Here is a 21,492-nt window from a genome sequence, read left to right as displayed (position 1 = left end):
GCAGCAACAGTGCTCAACGCAGGCCCGGAGCGTGAGCCCATCCCGGCGGGACGATCGATGGCCACCGCGCCCAGGCGCCCAGGTGCCCAGTGCCGGGTGCCCGGGCGCCGACCGAGCGCGAACTTTTCACCGTGTGCTGCGGTCTAGATACGCCGCAAATCAAGGTAGCTCAGCGTCACCCATCTCGTCCGCTGACCCAGCATCCACACGTTTGCCGATTCGACGTCGAGGCTACGCCCGACGGTCCCCGCAACCCGATTCACTGCCGCACGCGCCTCGGGCGCTGGCGCATTTCACGCGTTACCTCTGCAATGCCTACCACCCCCCAAAACAACGGGCGGCTCGCGTCATCGATTCATCTCGCATCGGCTGCCCCCCTGTCTCGCGCCTCGCAACGTTGCCGCCATCTCGCCTGGTGCGCCGTGCTGTCCTCGCTCACACCATTCACGGCGCAGGCCAACGATGCGCCGAGCGGCATCTCGACATGGACCGGCGCCATCGTCGACGAAGTGCGCGAGGTGGCCACCCAAGGCGCCAGCGATCTGTACGTGCCGCTGCATACGCACCACCTGCGCTTCGCCTACACGCGCGACAAGATTTCCCAGTACAACGAAAACCCGTGGGGCCTCGGCTACGGACGCGTGCTGTCCGACGGCAAGAACGGCTCGCGCATGTTGTACGCGATGGCCTTCAAGGACTCGCACAACGACTGGTCGCCGATGGCCGGCTACGGACGGATCTGGAACGTCGCGAATGCCGGGCCGGTTCGCTTCGGTCTCGGCTACACGGTCTTCCTGATGTCGCGCTCGGACACGCTCGGCGGGGTGCCCTTCCCCGGCGCGCTGCCGCTCGCGCAGATCGGCGTGGGACGCGCTCACGTTGCAACCGCCTACGTGCCCGGCGGCAAGGGCAACGGCAACGTGCTGTTCATCTTCGGCCGTTACACCTTCGGCAAGCCGGGCTGAGACGCGCTCCACTCGCCGAATGCCGCAATGTAGGCGTAGGCGACGGCCGGCACGAGGAACGACAGCACCACGCCGGCAGCGTCGGCCAGCGCGCCTTGCAAATACGGCAGCACCGCACCGCCCACGATGGCCATGCAGATCAGCCCGCCCCCTTCGCTCACTCGCGCGCCGAGCCCGCCCACGGACAGCGAGAAGATCGTCGGAAACATGATGGCGTTGCCCAGACCACAGGCGAGCAGCAGCCACATGGCAAGCGTGGCGGGCAAGACGAGAGACGCCAGGATGAGGAGCAGGTTGTAGATCGCGCACAGGCTCAGCATCCGTCCGGGCGACACGCTGCGCAGCAGCCATGCCCCCACGAAGCGACCGACCATCGCGCCGCCCCAATAGAGCGCCAGGTAGCGACTCGCGTGCGCATGGTCGGCGATGCCGGTGTTCGCGTGTGTCAGGTAGACGATGAGAAAGCTGCCTATGCTCACTTCGGCGCCGACATACAGAAAGAGCGCCACAATCCCGTAACGCAGCGGCCGATGCGCCAGCAGCCCCCGGACATTGCCGGCGTCACTCGCACCGGCCACGCTGGCCACACCGGCCACGCCGGCCCCCGCGCTCACCGCGGCTTGCGGCGCTTCCGGCGTTTCCGGCGCTTCCGGGGCTCCTGTCTCGCGCCGCCCCGGTTCGGGCAGCCTGAGCCGCCACAGCACAATGCCGCCGAGCACGAGCGCCGCGGCCAGCAACCCGTAAGGGCCGCGCACGGTGTCGACCGCGTGCCCCGCGACGGGTCCCGCTTGCGGCGACAGTATCCACAACGCCGCCAGCGGCGGCCCGACCGTCGTCCCCAACGAGTTGAACGCCTGCACCAGCGTGAGCCGGCTGGCTGCCGCGCCACGCGAGCCCAGCGTCTCGACGTAGGCGTTCACGGCCACCTGCAGCAACGTGATGCCGCTCGCCAGCACGAAAAGCGCGGCAAGAAAACATGCGTAGGAGACCAGCGCCGCCGCGGGAAAGAACAACGCGCATCCGAAGCCCGCCAGCCACAGGGAACTTGCCAGCGCTCGCCGGTAGCCCACGCGCGCCGTGTACTGCCCCGCCGGATACGACACCACGAAATAGGCCGCGAAGAAGCTCGACTGGATGAGCGCCGCGTCGCGGTACGTCAGATCGAAGGCGGCCTTGAAGTGCGGAACGAGGATGTCGTTGAGCGACGTGATGAGCCCCATCGCGAAGAACAACGTTGCGAGCATCGACAGCACTCGGCTTGCCGACGGCATGCCGGCAGCGGTCGCGGCGCTCGGAACGGACGGCGATCCGGCGGGCAGCGGGGCGTTGACGCTCCCCGTGGAAGGAACGGATTGGGCGGATTGAGCGGATTGCGCTGATGAGAGCGCCTTCGAGCGATCGGCGGACATGCACGTCTCCGGAGAACGACGGCGCTTGGCCGCCGGTAAGGGGCACAGTACCCGGCCAGTGTAGACTTCGCGACCGACGCCGTGCGCTAGGCCGAGTCTCATATTTGCATGACGGCCCGATGGCACCGCATTCGGCGCCGTGTCCCGCTTTTCCCATGCTGTTCCCGGCTTTCCGCTCTTGTCAGCCGACGCCTTTTGTTCGACTATCCGCTGCATAGGATAAGCCGCCACATTCGGGGATACATCATGCGGGGTTTCAAGTCTTGGAAGTTCGCGACGGGATGGCTCGTCGCGGGCATGCTCGGGGTTGCCGGCCATGCACAGGCGCAATCGGTGAGTCCGGCACGCGCGCCGGCGCCCGCCTGCGATTGCGCGCGGATCGTCGCCGATTGTTCGGCCTCCGTGACGGTGCTGCCCACGCGCGCGGCCAACGGCGCCTTCTCGGCCGACGTCACGCTGCAGACCGACGCGCCGTCGTGCGCGAAGATCGACTACCGACTCGACGACACGCCCTACGTCACGATCCTGCGCGACGGCTCGATGGGCACGCAGCGCCTCTACGGCTCGCGTGCGCTCACCCGCAACAGTCTCTCCCGTATGTCCTGCCACGTGTGCGCTGCCGCGCCGGCGCCGGTGGCAAACGACGGATTGCCGCCCGACATGGCGCGCGTCGAGGGCGCACCGGGCACGTTCAGCGCCGCACCCGCTGCTGCCTCGCCGAGCGCCGCGCCCTCCGGCAACGTCAGTACCTATGTCCCGCCCGCCGCCGCGCAGAACGCGGCAGTCGCCAGCGCGACGCCGCAGACGAGCGCACCGCTGCCGGACAGCATCGGCGACACCGCCGGGCTCAATGCGCTCAACGCGCCAAATGCGAACGCGCCGGAGACCGCCCGCGACGTTGCCGCGATCGATGCGCCCGCGCCTGCCGGCACCACGCTCGTCACCCCGCCAATAGCGCCGGGCGCCGCCATGGCAGCGCCCGCCGCGCCGCCGCGCGTGGTGAACCCGTCCGGCCGCTGGCGCGGCCTGTGCAGGAACGCCCCGCCGTGGTGGGGATGGTTCAGCTCGCCGATGACTCGTCTGATGGCGCTCGCACTGAACGGCGCACAAGTCACGGGCAGCGTCGACGACGTCGAACCGAACGTCCACACCACGGTGCAGGGCGTGCTTGCAGGCGATCGCCTGCAACTGGCCGGCAGCTACGGCGCGAAGCACGACATCACTTTCGGGCCGGACGGCACGACGCTCACTGATGCCTGGTGCAACAGCGACGGCCGCTGCGAGACCTGCGAGATGCAGCGCTTCTAAGGAGTTCGAGGGCATTCGGCGAACGTGTCGGCTCGCACCGCGGGCCGGCGCACGCGCGAAAGCACCGCCAGCACCATCGGCGCCATCGATGCCATCAGCACCGTCGAAAATGATGGGAAAGCCGGCGCCCGATTGCGCGCGAACGCGCTCGCCCGATTCTCGTGGACGGGAAATCATGGCGGTGCCAGCGCGCGAGGTCGCGAACGAAAGGAATGGAATCGCCGCCGCAATGTCGCCGCAATGTCGTCGGGATGGCGCCGGAACATCGCGAAATGGCCGCTCAGCCTTGTGCGGCAAGCGCGCAACATTCGTCGCGCACTACTCGCACAAAGCGATTTCTTAGGTAGAATCGTCGGCGCAGCAAGACGTATCATTCGGGTGGCCGTTCTCCGACGGCACTTTCTTATTCTCATCGATTGGATCGATATGGCAACGGCAAAGAAAGCAGCAGCAAAGAAGGCCCCTGTGGCGAAAAAGGCTCCGGCAGCCAAGAAGGCGCCGGCAGCGAAAAAGGCAGCGCCGAAGGCAGCCAAGGCAGCACCGAAGGCAGCCGCAAACGGCAAGCTCTCGCCGATCAAGGAAACGCTCAACAAGACCCAGCTCGCAGCCCACCTCGCGGAACAATCGGCTGTCGCCGTGAAGGAAGTGAAGGCAGTGCTGGCCGCGCTCGAGAACACGATCCTCGGCTCGCTGCACAAGAAGGGTGCCGGCGAATTCACGCTGCATGGTCTGTTCAAGGTCACGTCGCAACAAATCGCCGCCAAGGCGAAGCGTTTCGGCAAGGATCCGTTCACGGGCCAGGAGCGCTGGTTCCCGGCGAAGCCGGCTTCGGTGCGCGTGAAGGTTCGCCCGCTGAAGAAGGTCAAGGACGCCGCCCAGTAAGTCTTGCCGTCGCCACGCCGTGCCTCGCACGGCAGCGCGATACGACAGGCTCTGGCCGCTACGCCCGAGAACGGCGCCGATGTTTCGGCGCCGTTTTTTTGTCCGCACACCGGCTTTCGTCCCGTCGCCCTCTTTCGACGTCTTTCGCCGTGCTCAACGCCTGGCCGCCGCACTCGCCAGGTGTCAAAACCTAGGGTTTTCGCTGGGGTTTGTGCGGAGTGGACGCCTCATGCACCGCCCGCTAACATCGCTCGGGACACCGGTCGGCAAGCTGCGAGGGGGCTTCCTTGCAATACACGTTTGCGTTTGGCGACGTCTTTGCGGCGTGGCCGTTACTGCTCAAGGGCACGTGGATCACGATCGAACTCTCGCTGAGTGCGACGGCACTCGGCCTGCTGCTCGCCATCGCCTGCGCGTGGGGCAAGACCTCGGGGCCGGCGCCGGTGCGATGGATCGTCGAGGCGTACATCGAGCTCATTCGCAACACGCCGTTCCTCGTCCAGCTCTTCTTCTTTTTCTTTGCCCTGCCCGCCGTTGGCCTGCGCTGGAGTCCGCACACGGCCGCACTCACCGCGATGGTGATCAATCTCGGGGCCTACGCGACCGAGATTCTGCGGGCCGGCATCGACGCCATTCCCCGCGGCCAGATCGAAGCGGGCCTCGCGCTCAACCTCAAGCCGTGGGAAATTTTCCGCTTCGTCATCCTCAAGCCCGCGCTCAAGTCCATCTATCCGGCGCTCACCAGCCAGTTCATTTTGCTGATGCTGAGCTCGGCGGTCGTCTCGGTCATCTCGGCCGATGACCTCACGTCGGTGGCCGCAACGCTCCAGTCGCAGACGTTCCGCAGCTTCGAAATCTATATCGTGGTCGCGGCGATCTACCTGCTGCTCTCGCTCGCGTTCTCGGCGCTCTTTCGCGCGATCTACCGCCGCACGCTCGATTTCCCCGAGCGTCGCGGCCCCTGACGGAGGCGCCCGCCCATGCGCACGTTCGGCTGGTCCGAATTCTGGTTCATTGTCGAGGCCGCACGCTGGACGCTCGCCCTGTCGGCCATTGCCTTCGTCGGCGGCGGCATTCTCGGGCTTGGCGTGGCGCTCGCGCGCACCGGCGACATCGTCTGGCTGCGCAACATTTCGCTCGCCTTCATCAAGCTGTTTCAGGGCACTCCCCTGCTCCTCCAACTGTTTCTGATCTTCTTCGGCGCGCCCGTGTTCGGCGTGGAGATCGATCCATGGATCGCCGCGGGCGCGGCGCTGACGCTCAACAGCGCCGCATTTCTCGGTGAAATCTGGCGCGGCTGCATCGAGGCCGTGCCGCATGGGCAGACCGAGGCAGCGCAGGCGCTCTCGCTCACATGGTCCCAACGCATGCGTGACGTCGTGCTGCCGCAAGCGCGGCGCATCGCGATTGCGCCCACGGTGGGTTATCTGGTGCAGATCGTCAAAGGCACATCGCTCGCCGCGATCATCGGCTTTACCGAAATCACGCGCGCCGGACAGATCGTCAATAACGCGACGTTCCAGCCGATGGCCGTGTTCTCTGTCGTGGCCGCGCTGTACTTCGTGATGTGCTGGCCGCTGTCGCGCTTTGCCGCACGGCTCGAGCGGCGACAGGCGGCGGCATGGGCGCGCTAGGGCGCACCGGGCCACGCCAGGTCGCGTCGGGGACATTGCATGGCACCGCAGCGGTGCAAGGCATTGTGGTACTGCTCTCGGGTGCTGCCTGGTGCTGCCTGGCGCTGTCGGGTGCTGTCGGGTGCCGCTGTTCGTGCCGCTGCCACCGGATGGGCTTTTCCGTCGATTTTCGACGTTTCGCACTTCGTCTCAGGAGACTTCGCATGACTCGAAAGCTACCGCACCCGGCCAGCCGTCCGGCCGCCCGCGAAGATGGCGCGACGCCGTCGCGCCGCCACTTCCTCGCCACGCTCGGCGTGGCCGCCATGCCCGCCGGCTTCGTCGGCTCGCTCGGCGGCACCCTCGGCGGCCTGCTGACGGGCACGCTCTCGCTGCTCGCCGCGCCCGCCCACGCGCAGACCGTGGCGGACATCAAGAAAAAGGGCACGCTCAACGTCGGCATGCTGGTCGACTTCCCACCGTATGGCACGTTCAACGCGCAGAATCAGCCCGACGGCTATGACGCGGATGTCGCCCGGCTACTCGCCAGGGATCTCGGCGTGAAGGTCAACATTGTGCCCGTCACCGGACCGAATCGCATCCCGTTTCTGCTCACCGGCAAGGTCGACGTGCTCGTGGCATCGCTTGCCATCACGCCGGAGCGCGCCAAACAGGTGCAGTTCTCGAAGCCGTATGCCGCGGCGACCATCGTGCTGCTCGGCAAGACGGGAGCGCCGCTCAGGTCAGCCGCCGATCTCAAGGGCGTGCGCGTGGGCGTGGCGCGCGCAAGCACGCAGGACATTGCCGTCACGAAAAGCGCGCCCGAAGGCACCGAGATCCGACGCTTCGACGACGACGCCTCCGCCATGCAAGCACTGCTCTCGGGACAGGTCGATGCGATCGGCTGCTCCGTCACCGTCGCCAACGCGATCCGGCAGCGCGCCCCGGGACAGTTCGAGCCGAAGTTCAATCTCCTGCAGCAATCGATGGGCATCGCGCTGCGCCCGAACCAGCCCGAACTGCTCGCCGCGATCGACGATTTCGTCGCCCGCAACACGGCCAACGGCGAACTGAACAAGCTCTACCGCAAGTGGCTCGACACCGACTTGCCGAAGCTGCAATGAGTGCCGCCGCCATGCGGGCGCCCGGCGAGGGCGGCGCCCCGATCATCGAGATGACCGGCGTGAGCAAATGGTTCGGCGAATTCCAGGTGCTCACCGATATCGATCTCACGGTCGCCGCGGGCGAGCGGATCGTCATTTGCGGGCCGTCAGGCTCCGGCAAATCGACGCTCATTCGCTGCATCAACCGCCTCGAACCGGTGCAGCGCGGGCGCATCGTCGTCGACGGCATCGACCTCACGGCCGGTGGTGCGAACGTAGCCAGCGTGCGGCAGGAAGTCGGCATGGTCTTTCAGCAATTCAATCTCTTCCCGCATCTGACCATTCTGGAGAACTGCACGCTGGCGCCCATGCGTTCGCGCAAGCTCTCGCGTGCGGACGCCGAGGCGCTCGCCATGCGCTTTCTCACGCGTGTGCGCATTCCGGAGCAGGCTCACAAGTATCCGAGCCAGCTCTCGGGCGGCCAGCAGCAGCGCGTGGCGATCGCCCGGGCACTGTGCATGACGCCGCGCATCATGCTGTTCGACGAGCCCACGTCGGCGCTCGATCCGGAAATGGTCAAGGAAGTGCTCGACACGATGATCGGGCTGGCCGAGGACGGCATGACGATGCTGTGCGTCACGCACGAGATGGGATTCGCACGGCGCGTGGCCGACCGTGTGATTTTCATGGCCGAAGGCCGCATCGTCGAGCAAGCCCCGCCCGCGCAGTTTTTCGATCGCCCGCAGCACGACAAGACCCGACAGTTTCTCGGCCAGTTGCTCAGTCATCCCGCGCCGTAGCCCCGGGTATATCGCTGTTGGCCGCCGGCGCACCTCCCGCGCTATCGATATATCGTTTTCGATAGAATTTTCCGGCCATTTCCTCGGTGCCGAATGTCCTCGGCCTCCTCGGCCCCCTCGCCCCTGCCGTGCAGGGGCCTTCACGCCGCCGGTCCCTGCCAATCAAAAATAATTTTGCTTTCGATGCAATTTAGATATATCGTAAACATGTCTTAACCACATCGATAAGGAGTCGCATCATGCGTGGATCACGTGGCGATTTCATGCGTCGGGGCCCGATGGGTCTGGAGGGAATGGATTTTGGCGACGAGCGTCGCGGCGGCTACGGCCATCGCCGGGGCGGGCGAGGCGAAGACGGACGCGACGGGCGCGACGGATGGGACGGCCATGGCGGACATGGCGGACATGGCGAGCGCGGCGCCCGGGGAGGACGCGGCGGCCGCCTGTTCAGCCACGGCGGCCTGCGGCTCGTGCTGCTGCATCTGATAGCGCAGCAGCCGCGTCACGGCTACGAACTCATCAAGGCGATCGAAGAAAGCGTGAATGGAACCTACAGCCCGAGCGCCGGCGTGGTCTATCCCACGCTCACGCTGCTCGAGGAGATGGGCTACATCCGTGTGCAGGAAAACACGGGCGACAGCCAGCGCAAGTCCTATGAAGCGACCGACGCCGGTCGCGAATACCTGGCGGAAAACGAAGGCAGCGTGACCGAATTGCTCGCGCGGCTGGCGACACGCCGCGAGCGCTCGGAAGACATGCCGCCGCAAGTCATGCGCGCGCTGCACAACTTCAAGTACGCCGTACACCTGCGTCTGGGCGGCGAGCCGCTCACGACCGAACAGGCCAACGCGTTCGCCGCGATTCTCGACGCGGCCGCACAACAACTGGAGCGAATCTGATGCAAGACAACGCTGCCCCGAACGCCACCCCCGAGCGCACGCCGCAGCGCGTGCGGCACGAACTGCGCATGCGCCTGCTCGAAGTGCGCAGCGTCGAGACGCTCACGCCGCACATGCTGCGCGTGACGCTGGGCGGTGACGACCTGGAAGGTTTTCACAGCCCCGGCTTCGACGATCACGTCAAGCTTTTCTTCCCCAATCCGGAAACCGGCGAGCTGTCGCTGCCGCGAATCGGCCCCGAGGGGGTGGCCAAGCCAGCCCCCGGCGAAGCGCCGCGCCTGATGCGCGACTACACCCCGCGCCACTACGACCCTGCCTCGAACACGCTCGTGATCGACTTCGCGATGCACGATTGCGGCCCCGCCACGCAATGGGCGCGCTCGGCCCGGCCCGGCGACCGGCTCGGCGTGGGAGGTCCGCGCGGTTCGTTCATCATCCCGACGAATTTCGACGGCTACGTGCTCATCGGCGACGATACGGCCCTGCCGGCGATCTCGCGGCGGCTGGCCGAGCTGCCGGCCGGCGCGCTCGTGTTCGTCTTCGCCGAAGTGGACGCTCCGGCAGACCGTCTGCGCTTCACGAGCGAGGCAGACGTCGTTGTCGAGTGGATCTACCGCGAGGGCACGCCTGCCGGACAGAGCACGGCGCTCGTCGATGCGCTCGCCTGCGCCACGATGCCGGCCGGCGACATCCACGCCTGGGTCGCTGCCGAAGCTGGCGTGGCCAAGGCCGTGCGCCGCCATTTGGTGGAGACTCGCGGCCTGAACCCGAAATGGGTCAAGGCGGCGGCCTACTGGCGACGCGGAGACGCCGCCGTGCACGAGAACCTCGACGACTGAGTCCGCGGCGCGCCCTGCGCCGTCGGCCCGCCGGGAGAGTGGCGCGTGTATCCTTTCTATCCCGCGTTGCAGTCCCCACACCGCCCGGAGCCCACGGAAATGACGACACCGCTCTCGCCCGACGCGAATCTGTTCGCCGGTCTGCCGGCGTCTGCCGATCCCGCGGCCGCGGAGCAATTCGACGCCTTGCTGACCCGGCCCGGCGTGCGCGTGGAGCGCATCGTCTCGACCGGGCAGGCGTCGCCGCCGGGTTTCTGGTATGACCAGCCGCAACACGAGTGGGTCGCCCTGCTTGCCGGCGGCGCGGGGCTCGCATTCGCGGACACCCCGGGTGAGACGCTCGTGCTGCGCCCCGGCGACGTGGTGACGATCGCGGCGCACCGGCGGCACCGCGTCGAATGGACCGCTCAGGGCGAAGTCACGGTGTGGCTCGCGCTCCATTACGACTGACGTCGCGGCCCTCCTTTGGAGAAATTCCCTGCCATTTTTCGGAATTGCCTGATAGAAAAGCCGGGAACAACTTCCGACTATGGAAACGCGCCCGCGGATGTCGAATTTCGGCACCTGGAGGGCGGTTCACCCAAGGGGGTACCACGGCATGGAGCAACGCAAACGACACGACGGCTTCGAGCGTTGGGCGGCTGGCGCCACGGCGCGTCAGGCGGGGCAGGAAAACGCCCGCTGGCGCGTATTTCGTGCGCCCGAGCAGGCCGACTTTCAGGGGTTCGTCGTCTGGTGCTACACGCAGGGCGTCTTCCTCGGGCAGGAATTCGATCGCCGGACCGACACCATCACGCACTGCTACGTGCGCAACGGCGCCTGGGCCGTGCAGTTCGACTCCTATGCCGAAGCGTGCGAGCGTGCGCTCGACATCCATGCGCCAACGCTGATCCTTTACGCGCCGGAGCGCAACGGGAACGTCTTCATTACCAGCACGGAGCAGTAAGTCGCCACGCAGGCGGCGCCCGCTCCTGCACGCCCCTGCACGATCCTCCATGCACTGCACGCCCCTGCACGCTCCTCCATGCTTGCCCACGCACCCGCGCCGCCTCGACAGGCACCGCTGTGCGCCGCTGTGCGCCGATGTGCACCGGCTTGCCAGGCCCTCGCGCCGGTGCTTTTATCGGATGCGCGCGCTCAGGCGTAATTGCGGATGTCGTCGATCTCGGTCTGGCCGAAGTCATCGCGCGCCGCCAGCGCCAGAATGCGGCGGGCGACGTCCTCCGGCGACGACAGCTTGCCGCTCGCCTTCATTTCCTGAAAACGTGCCAACGCCGGGAAGCTCTCCGGGCTGCTGCTGCGAATCGTCTCCTGCATGCCCGTATCGACCACCCCGGGAGCGAGCGACACCGCCTGCACGCCATGCGCGCGGTGTTCGGCGTTGACCACGCGCGTATACATATCCAGTGCGGCCTTGGTCGAGCAATAGACGGCCCAGCCCGCGTTCGGGTTGCGGCCGGCGCCCGACGAGATATTGACGATCTGACGCTTGGCCGCCAGCCCCTGCGTTGCCGCCAGAAAGCGCGACGTGAGCAGCATCACGGACGTCACGTTCAGCGCGAACGCGGCCCCGATGGCCGCGGCGTCGTCAAGCGCGGCGGCATTGGCCACCGGGTTGACGGTGCCCGCGTTGTTGATCAGCAAATAGCGGCCGGCCTCGCGCGGCAGCGCGGCGAAGATGCGTTCGGCCACCCCGGCGGCGGCCTCGGCGTCGGACAGGTCGACGGCAATCTGCTCGAGCGACGCGCCCCTCGCGGCGGCCTGCGCGGCGAGATCGTCGTCCGGGTGACGGGCCAGCGTCACGAGATGGGTGCCAGGCGCGAGCAGTTCGCGCGCGAGCGCGGCGCCCAGGCCGCGCGAAGCGCCGGTAAGGATGGCAATCGTTTGGGACATGGCGGGAATGCGGCGGCGTAACGCCGCAATAAGTGACGAACAGGACCGCCATTATCCGCGCATCGCGAAGCGGCCGCTATCCCGACTCGATGTCGCTTTTCCGGGCGCAAGCCCCAAAACCGCCTTGGGAATGGCCGCAATGGGGCGATTGGAGGGTGCGTCAAATCGACGCTGCGGGTCCTCGAAAAGCGAAATACAGTGTTGCGGAATATAATCGCGAACTTCGTCCGCCTACCGCCGCCTACCGCCGCCTACCGCCCCATATCGCCGCATATCGCCCAGGTATGACACGGACGGCCGCGACGCTCGGCAACGCGGCAGCACGCGGACTTTCCTTCGCGCGTCAATGCCCCGTCCGCCAAGGGTGTCGCGGTAGGTACAGGCATTTCGGGTGGCCTGCACATTACCGTCTTATGGGTATATATTCCCCCCTCATGGAAACGATACCGAAAACTATTTCGGCGCGCGCTGTCGCGCCAAGCGCCGAGAAGACCACACGCCCCGTGCCGCCGCGCCCCCGCCAATACGACGCGCGGCTCGCGCGCCGGCTCGTCACGCCGCTCGTCGACACGCGCGTGAGCCCGAATCATCTGACCACGCTGCGGCTGATCGTCGGCCTGGCGTGCACGTGGGCGTTCGCCCAGGGCGGCTATGCCATGGCCAACCTCGGCGCGGTGCTGCTGGTCCTGTCGAACTTCATCGACCACACCGACGGCGAACTCGCCCGCATCAGCGGCAAGACGAGCCGTATCGGTCACTTCTACGATCTCGCGTCGGACGCGCTCGTCACCGTGCTGCTCTTCGGCGGCATCGGCATGGGCGTGGAAGCGCTGGCGCCGGGTCAGCGCCTGCTGCCGGTGCCGCTGTCGGCGTCCGCGCTGGGCTGGATCGCCGGCATCGCCGTGGCGCTGATCTTCTTTCTGCGCATGCGCATCGAGGAACGCGTGGGCAAGGCGGGCACGAAGCAGGCTTCGGTCGGCGGCTTCGAGACCGAAGACGTGCTGTATCTCATGCCGCTCGTCACGCTGTTCGACGGCACGCGCGGCTTCCTGATCGCCGCGGCCATCGGCGCGCCGCTCTTCGCCCTGCTGGTGATCGCCGATTACGTGCGCGTGATGCGCCGTGCGCTGCCGCCGAAGGCCGAATCGGGGCAGGTCGTCGCCGGTGCGGAACCGGCCTCGCCGCTCGCCCGCGCCACGCCTGCCGCACCGGCTGCCGCCCCTGCCGCGTTCGCCATTGACGCCGAGATCGAACAGGCGCTCGAAGCCATCGATCTCGACGCCGCCACGCGCGAGTTCAAGTCGCAGGACGCTTTCCTCTATCTCGAGAAGTTTCTGCCGCCGTCCGTCACGGAGCAACTGATCGCCGCCGCGCGCGCGGTAACGCCCAACGTGAACCGCAACTACCTGCCGGGCCACAAGCAAGGCGGCAGCGTGAGCCGCCACACGCTCGACGAACGCGCCCCTTACGTGGCCGAGCTGTATCGCTCGCCCGCCCTCATGCGCTTTCTGGAGCGCCTGGCCGGCGAGAAGCTGCTGCCCTCGCCGCAGGACGATCCGCACGCGTATGCACTCTATTACTACACGCGCCCGGGCGATCACATCGGCTGGCATTACGACACGTCCTATTACAGGGGCCGTCGCTACACGCTGCTGCTGGGCGTGGTCGATCGCTCGAGCTGCAAGCTCGAATACCGGCTGCACACGCGCAATCCCGGCGTGGCGCCGGTCGACGGCGCCGTGGCCTATCCGCCCGGTGCGCTCGTGTTCTTCGACGGGGACAAGCTCCATCATCGAATCACGCCGCTCGGCGACAACGAGGAACGGATTTCGCTGACCTTCGAGTACGTGACCGACCCGCGCATGGGCACGTGGCAGCGCTTCATTTCGAACATGAAGGACGCCATCGCCTACTTCGGTTTCCGGCAAGTGTTTCGTCAGGTATTGGGACGGACGAAACGCTAAATGAACCGGACAGCCATCGTATCGCTCACCCTCGGCCTCGCCCTTTTCGTCGCCCTGCTGATCTGGCAGGGGGCCGGCTCGGTCATGTCCACGCTGGCCATGGCCGGCTGGGGTCTGCTGCCCATCGCGGCGTTCCACCTCGTGCCGCTGGCGCTCGACGCCGCCGCCATCCAGGTGCTCGTGGCGAGGTCCTGCTCGCTGCGCCGCGCCGTGCTCACGCGCTGGGTCGGCGAATCGGTCAACAGCCTGCTGCCCGCCGGCCAGATCGGCGGGCCGATCGCGATGGTGCGCCAGATGAAGCAACGCGGACTGGCGGGCCGGGAAGCGGCCGCCGCCATTACCGTGAGCACCACGCTGCAGGCCGTGGCACAGATCGTCTTCGCGCTGCTCGGACTCGCGGTGTTCGGCATCAGCGCCACGCGCGACACGGCCGCCGGCCTGTGGCTGCCGATGCTGCTCGCCACCGGCGTCATTTCGGCGCTGCTCTATGTGTTCTACGTCGCACAGCGGCGCGGCATTTTCGGCTGGGCGTTGCGCATGCTGTCGAAAATGTCCTCCAAGCGCGACTGGTCGTCGCTGCTCGATCGCGCCGACGCCGTCGACGAAATCGTGCAACGCATGTATGGCGAGCGCCGCCAGCTGTTTGCGAGCTTCGTGCTGAGCCTGCTCGGCTGGATCGTCGGCACCGCCGAAGTCTGGCTGGTCCTGCAGTTCATCGGCCATCCGGTGAGCTGGGTCGACGCCCTGCTGCTCGAAAGTTTGGGGCAGGCGATTCGCGGCGCCGCTTTCTTCGTGCCGGGCTCGCTCGGCGTGCAGGAAGGCGGCTACCTGCTGCTCGCCTCGCTCGTGGGCCTGCCGGCCGACGCCGCGCTGGCCCTGTCGCTGGCCAAGCGCACGCGCGAGCTGCTGCTCGGCGTGCCGGGCCTCGTCTATCTGCATTACTCCGAACGTGGCTGGCGTCGCCGGCGCGCTGCGCAACAGAGCGTGCCGCTGCCCGCCGCCACCGATACTGCACCGCTTTAAAGAAGGATATCGACCATGCGGGCCATTATTCTCGCTGCAGGCATGGGCCTGCGTTTGCTCCAGCCCGAAGACAAGCAGTCGCCGAAGTGCCTGCTCAGGTTCGACGGCATGTCGTTGCTCGAGCGCCATCTGCGCATGCTCGCGGCCGCCGGCATCACGGACGTCGTACTCGCGCTCGGCTTCCATCACGAGCAGGTGAGCGAAGAACTCGAGCGTCTGAACTGGACGCCGCGTCCGCAGATCCGCCTCAATCCGGAATTCCATCTGGGCAGCGTGCTCACGCTGCACACGGCGGCCGATGCGCTGAGCGCGGGCGGCGACGTGCTCGTCATGGACGCCGACGTGCTCTACGATCAGCGCATCTTCAACGCGCTGGTCGCCGGCCAGAGCGCCAACCGCCTGCTCATCGACCGCGACTTCGAAGTGGGCGACGAGCCGGTCAAGCTGTGCCTGAAGGACGGCGTGCCCGTCGAGCTGCGCAAGCAGGTCATGGTCGGGCTGGCCTACGACACGGTCGGCGAGTCGGTCGGCTTCTTCCGCTTCAACGAGGCCACGGCCACGCGCCTGGCGGAAATCACGCGCGACTACGTCGAATCGGGCCGCGCCAAGATGCCGCACGAAGAAGCCGTGCGCGACCTGCTGCTCGAGCGCGGCGCGCAATTCGAAACGGCCGACGTCACGGGTTTCCCGTGGATCGAAATCGACTACCCTGAAGACGTGAAGCGCGCCGCCGACCAGGTGCTGCCGCAACTCGAACCGCTCACGATGGTGTCCGAATGAACGCTCCCGACGCATTCTCCCTGCCGCCGAGCGCCACGCGCGCGGCACAACTGCGCGCGATGCTGCGCAGCAACCAGCTCGAATTCCTGATGGAAGCCCACAACGGCCTGTCCGCGCGCATTGTGCGCGAGGCCGGCTTCAAGGGCATCTGGGCCTCCGGACTGGCCATTTCGGCGCAGTTCGGCGTGCGCGACAACAACGAAGCGAGCTGGACGCAAGTCGTCGACAACCTCGAGTTCATGGCCGATGCCAGCAATCTGCCGATTCTGCTCGACGGCGACACCGGTTACGGCAACTTCAACAACATGCGCCGTCTCGTGCGCAAGCTCGAGCAGCGCGGCGTGGCCGGCGTGTGCATCGAAGACAAGGTCTTCCCGAAGACGAACAGCTTCATCGGCGGCGAGCGTCAGCCGCTCGCGGACATCGACGAATTCTGCGGCAAGATCAAGGCCGGCAAGGACTCGCAAAGCGACGACGACTTCTCGATCGTGGCGCGCGTCGAAGCGCTCATCGCCGGCTGGGGCATGGAAGAGGCGCTGCGCCGCGCCGAGGCCTATCGTCAGGCCGGCGCCGACGCCATCCTCATTCACAGCAAGCTCAAGCGCGCCGACGAGATCGTCCAGTTCGCGCGCGAATGGGGCAATCGCTGCCCGCTGGTGATCGTGCCGACCAAGTACTACAGCACGCCGACCGACGTCTTTCGCGACGCCGGCATCAGCGTCGTGATCTGGGCAAACCATCTGATCCGTGCGGCCACCTCGGCCATGCAGGCGGTGGCCGCCGAGATCCATCGCAGCGAGACGCTCGTCAACGTCGAAGACCGCATTGCCACCGTGGACGAAATCTTCCGCCTGCAGGACGCCGACGAATACACCGAAGCGGAAGATCGCTACCTGTCGGCGGCGAATGCGCCGCGCTCGGCCATCGTGCTGGCGGCCAGCCGCGGCAAGAACCTCGAGAGCGTGACGACGGATCGCCCGAAGGTCATGCTGCCGGTCGCGGGCAAGCCGTTGCTGCGCTGGCTCGTCGACGGCTTCAAGAAGCAGGGCATCAACGACATCACCGTCGTGGGCGGCTATCGTGCCGACGCCATCGACACGGCCGGCATCACGCTTGCCATCAACGAGCGCCACGCCGAGACGGGCGAGCTCGCCTCGCTCGCACGCGTGGGCCACGCCTTCGCGCACGACACGGTGATCTCGTATGGCGACCTGCTCTTTCGCAGCTACATCGTGCGCGATCTCGTCGAGAGCGAGGCCGACTTCACCGTCGTGGTCGACTCGACCGCCGCGAGCACCGCGAATGCGGCCAACGCCAGCGTGCGCGACTTCGCGTACTGCTCGGCGGGCGATGACCGCGGGCTGTTCGGCCAGCAGGTGCTGCTCGAGAAGATCAGCGGCGAGGCCGCCGACGCCGGCCGCACGCCGAATGGCCGCTGGATCGGGCTGCTGGCCGTGCGCGGCGACGAAGGCCGCGCGCGGCTGCAACGCGTGTTCGCCGCGCTGCAGGCCCGTCCGGAGTTCGATCGGCTCGGCATGCCCGAACTCATCAACGCGCTGGTGCACGATGGCGCGAAGATCGCGGTGCAGTACGTACACGGCCACTGGCGCGGGGTGAACGACATGGAAGAATTCCGCCGCGCCGCCGATTTCGCGCACGGCCAGACGCCGTACAGCGGCGCCAATGCGGAGGCGCAAGGTGATTGAGGCAGGGCAGTTCGTCGAAGCCGCGCGAAAGCGCGGCTTCACGTGGTACACCGGCGTGCCGTGTTCGTTCCTCACGCCGTTCATCAACTACGTGCTGCAGGACCCCACGCTGCACTATCTGTCGGCGGCCAACGAGGGCGACGCCGTCGCGATCGCTGCGGGCGCCACGCTGGGCGGGGGCCACGGCGTGCGCGCCGTCACCATGATGCAGAACTCCGGGCTGGGCAACGCCGTGAGCCCGCTCACCTCGCTCACGTGGACGTTCCGCCTGCCGCAATTGCTGATCGTGACGTGGCGTGGCCAGCCGGGCATCACCGACGAGCCGCAGCACGCGCTCATGGGCCCGATCACGCCGGCCATGCTCGACCTGATGGAAGTGCCATGGGAGCTGTTTCCCACCGAGCCCGACGCGATTGCGCCGGCGCTCGAGCGCGCCGTAAGGCACATGGACGAGACCGGGCGTCCGTATGCGCTCGTCATGCAAAAGGGCAGCGTGGCGCCCTTCCCGCTGCAGCCGGCCGAGCGTGCGGCGCGCCCGGCGCAGCCCGCGCCGGTGTCGCTCATGCGCGGTGTGGCGCCCACCGATCTGCCGGCACGACGCGACGCACTCGAGCGCGTCGTCGCGCACACGCCGCTCGAGAGCACCGTCGTGCTCGCATCGACGGGTTTCTGCGGTCGCGAACTGTACGCGCTCGACGATCGCCCCAATCAGCTCTACATGGTCGGCTCGATGGGCTGCGTGACGACGCTGGCGCTCGGCCTCGCGCTCGCGCGCCCGGAGCTGCGCGTCGTGGCACTCGACGGCGATGGCGCCGCGCTCATGCGCATGGGGGCGTTCGCCACGCTGGGTGCGTATGGGCCGTCGAACCTCGTGCATCTGCTGCTCGATAACGCGTCGCACGACTCCACGGGAGCGCAGGCCACCGTCTCACCGACGGTTTCGTTCGCGGGCGTGGCCGCCGCCAGCGGTTACGCGCTCGCGCTCGAAGGCGATACGCTCGACGTCGTCGAGCAACTGTTCGACGCCCGCACGTCCAGCCCGAGCAGCGGGCCGCGCTTCGCCTGCCTGAGCACGCGCCCCGGCACGCCCGACGGCCTGCCGCGCCCGAAGGTCACGCCCGAGGCCGTCAAGTCGCGCCTGATGGGCCATATCGCATCACGCGCCCGGGCCTCGGCCTGAGCGTTTCCCTTTACCTATTTGCCGAGGAAGCTTCGCCATGCTGTTACTGAACCCGGGCCCCGTTACCCTGACCGAGCGTGTCCGCAAGAGCCTGCTGCAGCCCGACCTGTGCCATCGCGAGCCCGAGTTCTTCGACCTGCAGGATGAAGCCCGCGCGCGTCTGATCTCCGTCTACGGCCTCGACCCGGACGTGTGGACGCCGGTCCTGATGACCGGCTCGGGCACTGCCGCCGTCGAGAGCATGACGGCCGGCCTCGTGCCCGAAGGCGGCCGCCTGCTGATCGTGGAAAACGGCGTGTACGGCGAGCGCATCTCGCAGATCGCAAGGCAGTACCGCATCGATCACGACGTGATCCATTTCGAGTGGATGCAGGCGCCCGATCTGGCGCAGGTCGTCGCAAGGCTCGACGCCGCCGGCGATCGCCCGTACACGAACGTGGCGATCATCCATCACGAGACGACGACCGGCCGTCTGAACGACCTGGCCGGTATCGCGAACGCCTGCCGCGAGCGCGGCATCGACCTGCTGGTCGACGGCGTGAGCAGCTTCGCGGCCGAGGCCATCGACTTCGATGCACCGGGCATCGCCGCGGTGGCGGCCACGGCCAACAAGTGCCTGCACGGCGTGCCGGGCGTGTCGTTCGTGCTGGTGCGCAAGCGCGCGCTCGCCAGGGCGGCGAGCCGCACGTATTACCTCGACATCGGCCGTCTCGCCAAGCTCCAGGCTGAGCGCAACACCCCGTTCACGCCGTCCGTGCATGCGTACTACGCGCTCGTCGAGGCGCTGCGCGAGCTCGAAGACGCGGGCGGCTGGGGAAAGCGTCACGCGCACTACGGCGCCCTCGCCGAGCAGGCGCGTGCCGGCCTGGCCGCACTCGGCATCGACAGCGTGCTGCCGCCGGCCGAGTCGTCGGTCGTGCTGCGCGCGTACAAACTGCCCGCCGGCGTGGATTACCCGCGTCTGCACGATTGGCTCAAGGCCGACGGCTTCGTGATCTACGCAGGCCAGGGCGGCCTGTCGAGCACGCTGTTCCGCATCTCGACGATGGGCAACCTCGCGACGGCCGACATCGACCGCCTGCTGGCGTCTTTCGCGCGACTGGTGAAGTGAGCGCGGGCAAGGACGTTCAGCCATGACCGATCTGCTTGCCAGCATCCAGTCCCCGGCGGCCCTGCGCGCCCTCTCGCGCGCCGAGCTGCGCCGTCTGGCCGACGAAGTGCGTGCATGCGTGCTCGAGAACGTGTCGCGCACGGGCGGGCATCTGTCGTCGAACCTCGGCACCGTTGAGCTCACGATCGCCCTGCACTACGTGTTCGATACGCCCAACGACCGCATCGTGTGGGACGTCGGCCACCAGACTTATCCGCACAAGATCCTCACGGGCCGCCGCGAGGCCATGCCGACGCTGCGTCAGTGGCAAGGCCTCTCGGGCTTCCCGAAGCGCGACGAGTCGCCCTATGACACCTTCGGCACGGCGCACTCGAGCACGTCGATCTCGGCGGCCCTCGGCATGGCGCTGGCGAGCAGGATCAAGGGCGAGAAGCGGCATGCGATCGCCGTGATCGGCGACGGCGCGATGACGGCGGGCGAAGCCTTCGAGGCATTGAACAACGCCGGCGTGTACGACGACCTGCCGTTTCTTGTCGTGCTCAACGACAACGACATGTCGATCTCGCCGCCGGTCGGTGCGCTCAACCAGTACCTCACGCGGCTGATGTCCGGCCAGTTCTATTCGGCGGGCAAGGAAAGCGTTCGCCAGTTGCTGCGCAATGCCCCGGCGCCGATGCGCGAGCTCGCGCACAGGCTCGAGGAGCACGCCAAGGCCATCGTGCAGCCGACGGGCACGATGTTCGAAGAATTCGGCTTCAACTATCTCGGCCCCATCGACGGTCATGACCTGGACGCGCTCATTCCCGCGCTCGAGAACATCAAGGCGCTCAGGGGGCCGCAGTTCCTGCACGTCGTCACGCGCAAGGGGCGCGGCTACAAGCTCGCCGAAGCCGATCCGGTGCTGTATCACGGGCCCGGCAAGTTCAACCCGAGCGAGGGCATTCGGCCCGCCGCGCCCGGCACCGCCTCACCGAAGACCTATACACAGGTCTTCGGCGAATGGCTGTGCGATGCGGCGGCCGCCGACGCGCGCGTGGTCGGCATTACCCCCGCCATGCGCGAAGGCTCCGGTCTGGTGGCGTTCGAGAAGCGCTTTCCCGAGCGCTATTACGACGTGGGCATCGCCGAGCAGCATGCGGTGACGTTCGCCGGCGGGCTCGCCACCGAGGGGCTCAAGCCGGTCGTCGCGATCTACTCGACGTTCCTGCAGCGCGGCTACGATCAGCTGATTCACGACGTGGCGCTGCAGAACCTGCCGGTGGTCTTCGCCATCGATCGCGGCGGCCTCGTGGGCGCGGACGGGGCAACGCATGCCGGCGCGTATGACATGGCCTACCTGCGCTGCATCCCGAACATGGTGGTCATGGCCCCGGCCGATGAGAACGAATGCCGCCAGATGTTGCAAACGGCGCTGGGCATCGACGGCCCGAGCGCCGTGCGCTATCCGCGCGGCGCCGGTCCCGGCGTGGCAACGCAGAGCGGGCTGTCGACGCTGCCCGTGGGCCGCGCGCAAACGCGTCGTCAAAGCGGCGCCCCGGCCGGCCGCCGCGTCGCCATCCTCGCCTTCGGCTCGATGGTCGCCCTCGCGGAGCAGGTGGCGGAGGAGTTCGACGCGAGCGTGCTCAACATGCGCTTCGTCAAGCCGCTCGACGAGGCCGCCGTGCTCGGGGCCGCGCGCTCGCACGACCTCGTCGTGACGCTCGAGGAAGGCGCCGTGATGGGCGGCGCGGGCACGGCATGCGTGGAAGCGCTCAACGCCAGCGGCGTGCAGGCAAACGTGCTCCAGCTCGGTCTGCCCGACACGTACATCGATCAGGGCACGCCGGCGCAGCAACTCGCCTCGGTGGGACTGGACAAGCCGGGGATCATCGCATCGATCCGGCGCGCCATGGCCGAACGCCTGGGTGGCAAGGTCGAGTCCGTGGCGCCGGCGTCCTCGGCGCCCTCCCCGGCGCCGCCCCGCGCCTGAGGTGTCGGCCAGGCGTCGATCTTCACGCGCCCCAAAAGCAAAACGGCA

Annotated in this window: 20 protein-coding genes and 1 pseudogene; 19 read left to right on the top strand and 2 right to left on the bottom strand. The window is 67.5% G+C overall.

Going from position 1 to position 21,492, the window contains the following annotated elements; translation table 11 throughout:
• The first annotated feature begins 311 nt into the window (after nt 1-311).
• Nucleotides 312-965 carry a lipid IV(A) palmitoyltransferase PagP gene (gene pagP / locus CDN36_RS15685; protein ID WP_287497218.1) on the top strand — a complete coding sequence of 218 codons (654 nt, stop codon included), beginning with the start codon at nt 312-314 and terminating at the stop codon, nt 963-965.
• Here pagP and CDN36_RS15680 read toward each other — a convergent pair.
• On the bottom strand, nt 941-2,374 hold the full coding sequence (locus tag CDN36_RS15680) for a sugar MFS transporter (RefSeq protein WP_287497217.1): 1,434 nt from the start codon (nt 2,372-2,374) through the stop codon (nt 941-943). The genes pagP and CDN36_RS15680 overlap by 25 nt on opposite strands.
• 246 nt (nt 2,375-2,620) lie before the next feature.
• Here CDN36_RS15680 and CDN36_RS15675 point away from each other — a divergent pair, with 246 nt between their 5' ends.
• The 10 genes from CDN36_RS15675 (at nt 2,621) to CDN36_RS15630 (ending at nt 10,764) form a co-directional block, all read left to right on the top strand.
• Nucleotides 2,621-3,682: a hypothetical protein gene (locus CDN36_RS15675; protein WP_150556200.1), complete on the top strand. Its 1,062-nt coding sequence runs from the start codon at nt 2,621-2,623 to the stop codon at nt 3,680-3,682.
• Between the two features lie 426 nt (nt 3,683-4,108).
• On the top strand, nt 4,109-4,564 hold the full coding sequence (locus CDN36_RS15670) for an HU family DNA-binding protein (protein WP_150556330.1): 456 nt from the start codon (nt 4,109-4,111) through the stop codon (nt 4,562-4,564).
• 287 nt (nt 4,565-4,851) lie between these two features.
• The gene (locus CDN36_RS15665; RefSeq protein ID WP_150556201.1) at nt 4,852-5,529 is read left to right on the top strand and encodes an amino acid ABC transporter permease; all 678 of its coding nucleotides are present in this window, start codon (nt 4,852-4,854) and stop codon (nt 5,527-5,529) included.
• Nucleotides 5,530-5,544: 15 nt separating this feature from the next.
• Complete coding sequence (locus CDN36_RS15660; RefSeq protein ID WP_150556202.1) at nt 5,545-6,198, top strand: amino acid ABC transporter permease; 654 nt, start codon at nt 5,545-5,547, stop codon at nt 6,196-6,198.
• A gap of 305 nt (nt 6,199-6,503) precedes the next feature.
• Nucleotides 6,504-7,301, top strand: coding sequence for a transporter substrate-binding domain-containing protein (locus tag CDN36_RS15655; protein WP_150556331.1), 798 nt, complete (start codon nt 6,504-6,506; stop codon nt 7,299-7,301).
• Nucleotides 7,298-8,080 (top strand): amino acid ABC transporter ATP-binding protein, encoded by a 783-nt coding sequence (locus tag CDN36_RS15650; RefSeq protein ID WP_370750309.1) that lies wholly within the window; start codon nt 7,298-7,300, stop codon nt 8,078-8,080. The genes CDN36_RS15655 and CDN36_RS15650 overlap by 4 nt, the downstream gene beginning before the upstream one ends.
• 239 nt (nt 8,081-8,319) lie before the next feature.
• Nucleotides 8,320-8,979: a PadR family transcriptional regulator gene (locus CDN36_RS15645; RefSeq protein WP_287497216.1), complete on the top strand. Its 660-nt coding sequence runs from the start codon at nt 8,320-8,322 to the stop codon at nt 8,977-8,979.
• A complete protein-coding gene (locus CDN36_RS15640; protein WP_150556204.1) occupies nt 8,979-9,818 on the top strand; it encodes a siderophore-interacting protein in 840 nt (279 codons plus the stop codon). Before CDN36_RS15645 ends, CDN36_RS15640 begins: the two co-directional genes overlap by 1 nt.
• 99 nt (nt 9,819-9,917) lie before the next feature.
• Nucleotides 9,918-10,268 carry a cupin domain-containing protein gene (locus CDN36_RS15635; RefSeq protein ID WP_150556205.1) on the top strand — a complete coding sequence of 117 codons (351 nt, stop codon included), beginning with the start codon at nt 9,918-9,920 and terminating at the stop codon, nt 10,266-10,268.
• 148 nt (nt 10,269-10,416) lie between these two features.
• Entirely contained in the window at nt 10,417-10,764 is a 348-nt protein-coding gene (locus tag CDN36_RS15630) for a hypothetical protein (protein ID WP_150556206.1), read from the top strand.
• Between the two features lie 191 nt (nt 10,765-10,955).
• Here CDN36_RS15630 and CDN36_RS15625 read toward each other — a convergent pair whose 3' ends face one another.
• A complete protein-coding gene (locus CDN36_RS15625) occupies nt 10,956-11,711 on the bottom strand; it encodes an SDR family oxidoreductase (protein WP_287497215.1) in 756 nt (251 codons plus the stop codon).
• A 434-nt stretch (nt 11,712-12,145) separates the two neighbouring features.
• On the opposite strand from CDN36_RS15625, the pseudogene CDN36_RS22590 reads away from it, so the two are divergent.
• The 8 genes and pseudogenes from CDN36_RS22590 to dxs form a co-directional block, all read left to right on the top strand.
• Nucleotides 12,146-12,859: pseudogene (locus CDN36_RS22590) on the top strand (CDP-alcohol phosphatidyltransferase family protein); the annotation flags it as partial.
• Nucleotides 12,839-13,675 carry a HalD/BesD family halogenase gene (locus CDN36_RS15615; RefSeq protein WP_502920377.1) on the top strand — a complete coding sequence of 279 codons (837 nt, stop codon included), beginning with the start codon at nt 12,839-12,841 and terminating at the stop codon, nt 13,673-13,675. The pseudogene CDN36_RS22590 and the gene CDN36_RS15615, both read left to right, overlap by 21 nt.
• The gene (locus CDN36_RS15610; protein WP_150556208.1) at nt 13,676-14,698 is read left to right on the top strand and encodes a flippase-like domain-containing protein; all 1,023 of its coding nucleotides are present in this window, start codon (nt 13,676-13,678) and stop codon (nt 14,696-14,698) included.
• Between the two features lie 15 nt (nt 14,699-14,713).
• Nucleotides 14,714-15,478: a phosphocholine cytidylyltransferase family protein gene (locus tag CDN36_RS15605; protein WP_150556209.1), complete on the top strand. Its 765-nt coding sequence runs from the start codon at nt 14,714-14,716 to the stop codon at nt 15,476-15,478.
• Nucleotides 15,475-17,184 (top strand): phosphoenolpyruvate mutase, encoded by a 1,710-nt coding sequence (aepX, locus tag CDN36_RS15600; protein WP_150556210.1) that lies wholly within the window; start codon nt 15,475-15,477, stop codon nt 17,182-17,184. Before CDN36_RS15605 ends, aepX begins: the two co-directional genes overlap by 4 nt.
• Nucleotides 17,177-18,364 carry a phosphonopyruvate decarboxylase gene (aepY, locus tag CDN36_RS15595; RefSeq protein ID WP_287497214.1) on the top strand — a complete coding sequence of 396 codons (1,188 nt, stop codon included), beginning with the start codon at nt 17,177-17,179 and terminating at the stop codon, nt 18,362-18,364. Before aepX ends, aepY begins: the two co-directional genes overlap by 8 nt.
• Before the next feature lie 37 nt (nt 18,365-18,401).
• Entirely contained in the window at nt 18,402-19,475 is a 1,074-nt protein-coding gene (locus tag CDN36_RS15590; RefSeq protein WP_287497213.1) for a 2-aminoethylphosphonate aminotransferase, read from the top strand.
• Between the two features lie 22 nt (nt 19,476-19,497).
• A complete protein-coding gene (gene dxs, locus CDN36_RS15585; protein WP_287497212.1) occupies nt 19,498-21,444 on the top strand; it encodes a 1-deoxy-D-xylulose-5-phosphate synthase in 1,947 nt (648 codons plus the stop codon).
• Nucleotides 21,445-21,492 lie beyond the last annotated feature (48 nt).

Origin of the sequence: Pandoraea sp. CB10b_02, assembly GCF_002216225.1 — a bacterium.
Taxonomy (GTDB): Bacteria; Pseudomonadota; Gammaproteobacteria; order Burkholderiales; family Burkholderiaceae; genus Pandoraea; species Pandoraea nosoerga.
This window is presented reverse-complemented; position numbering and strand designations above follow the sequence as displayed.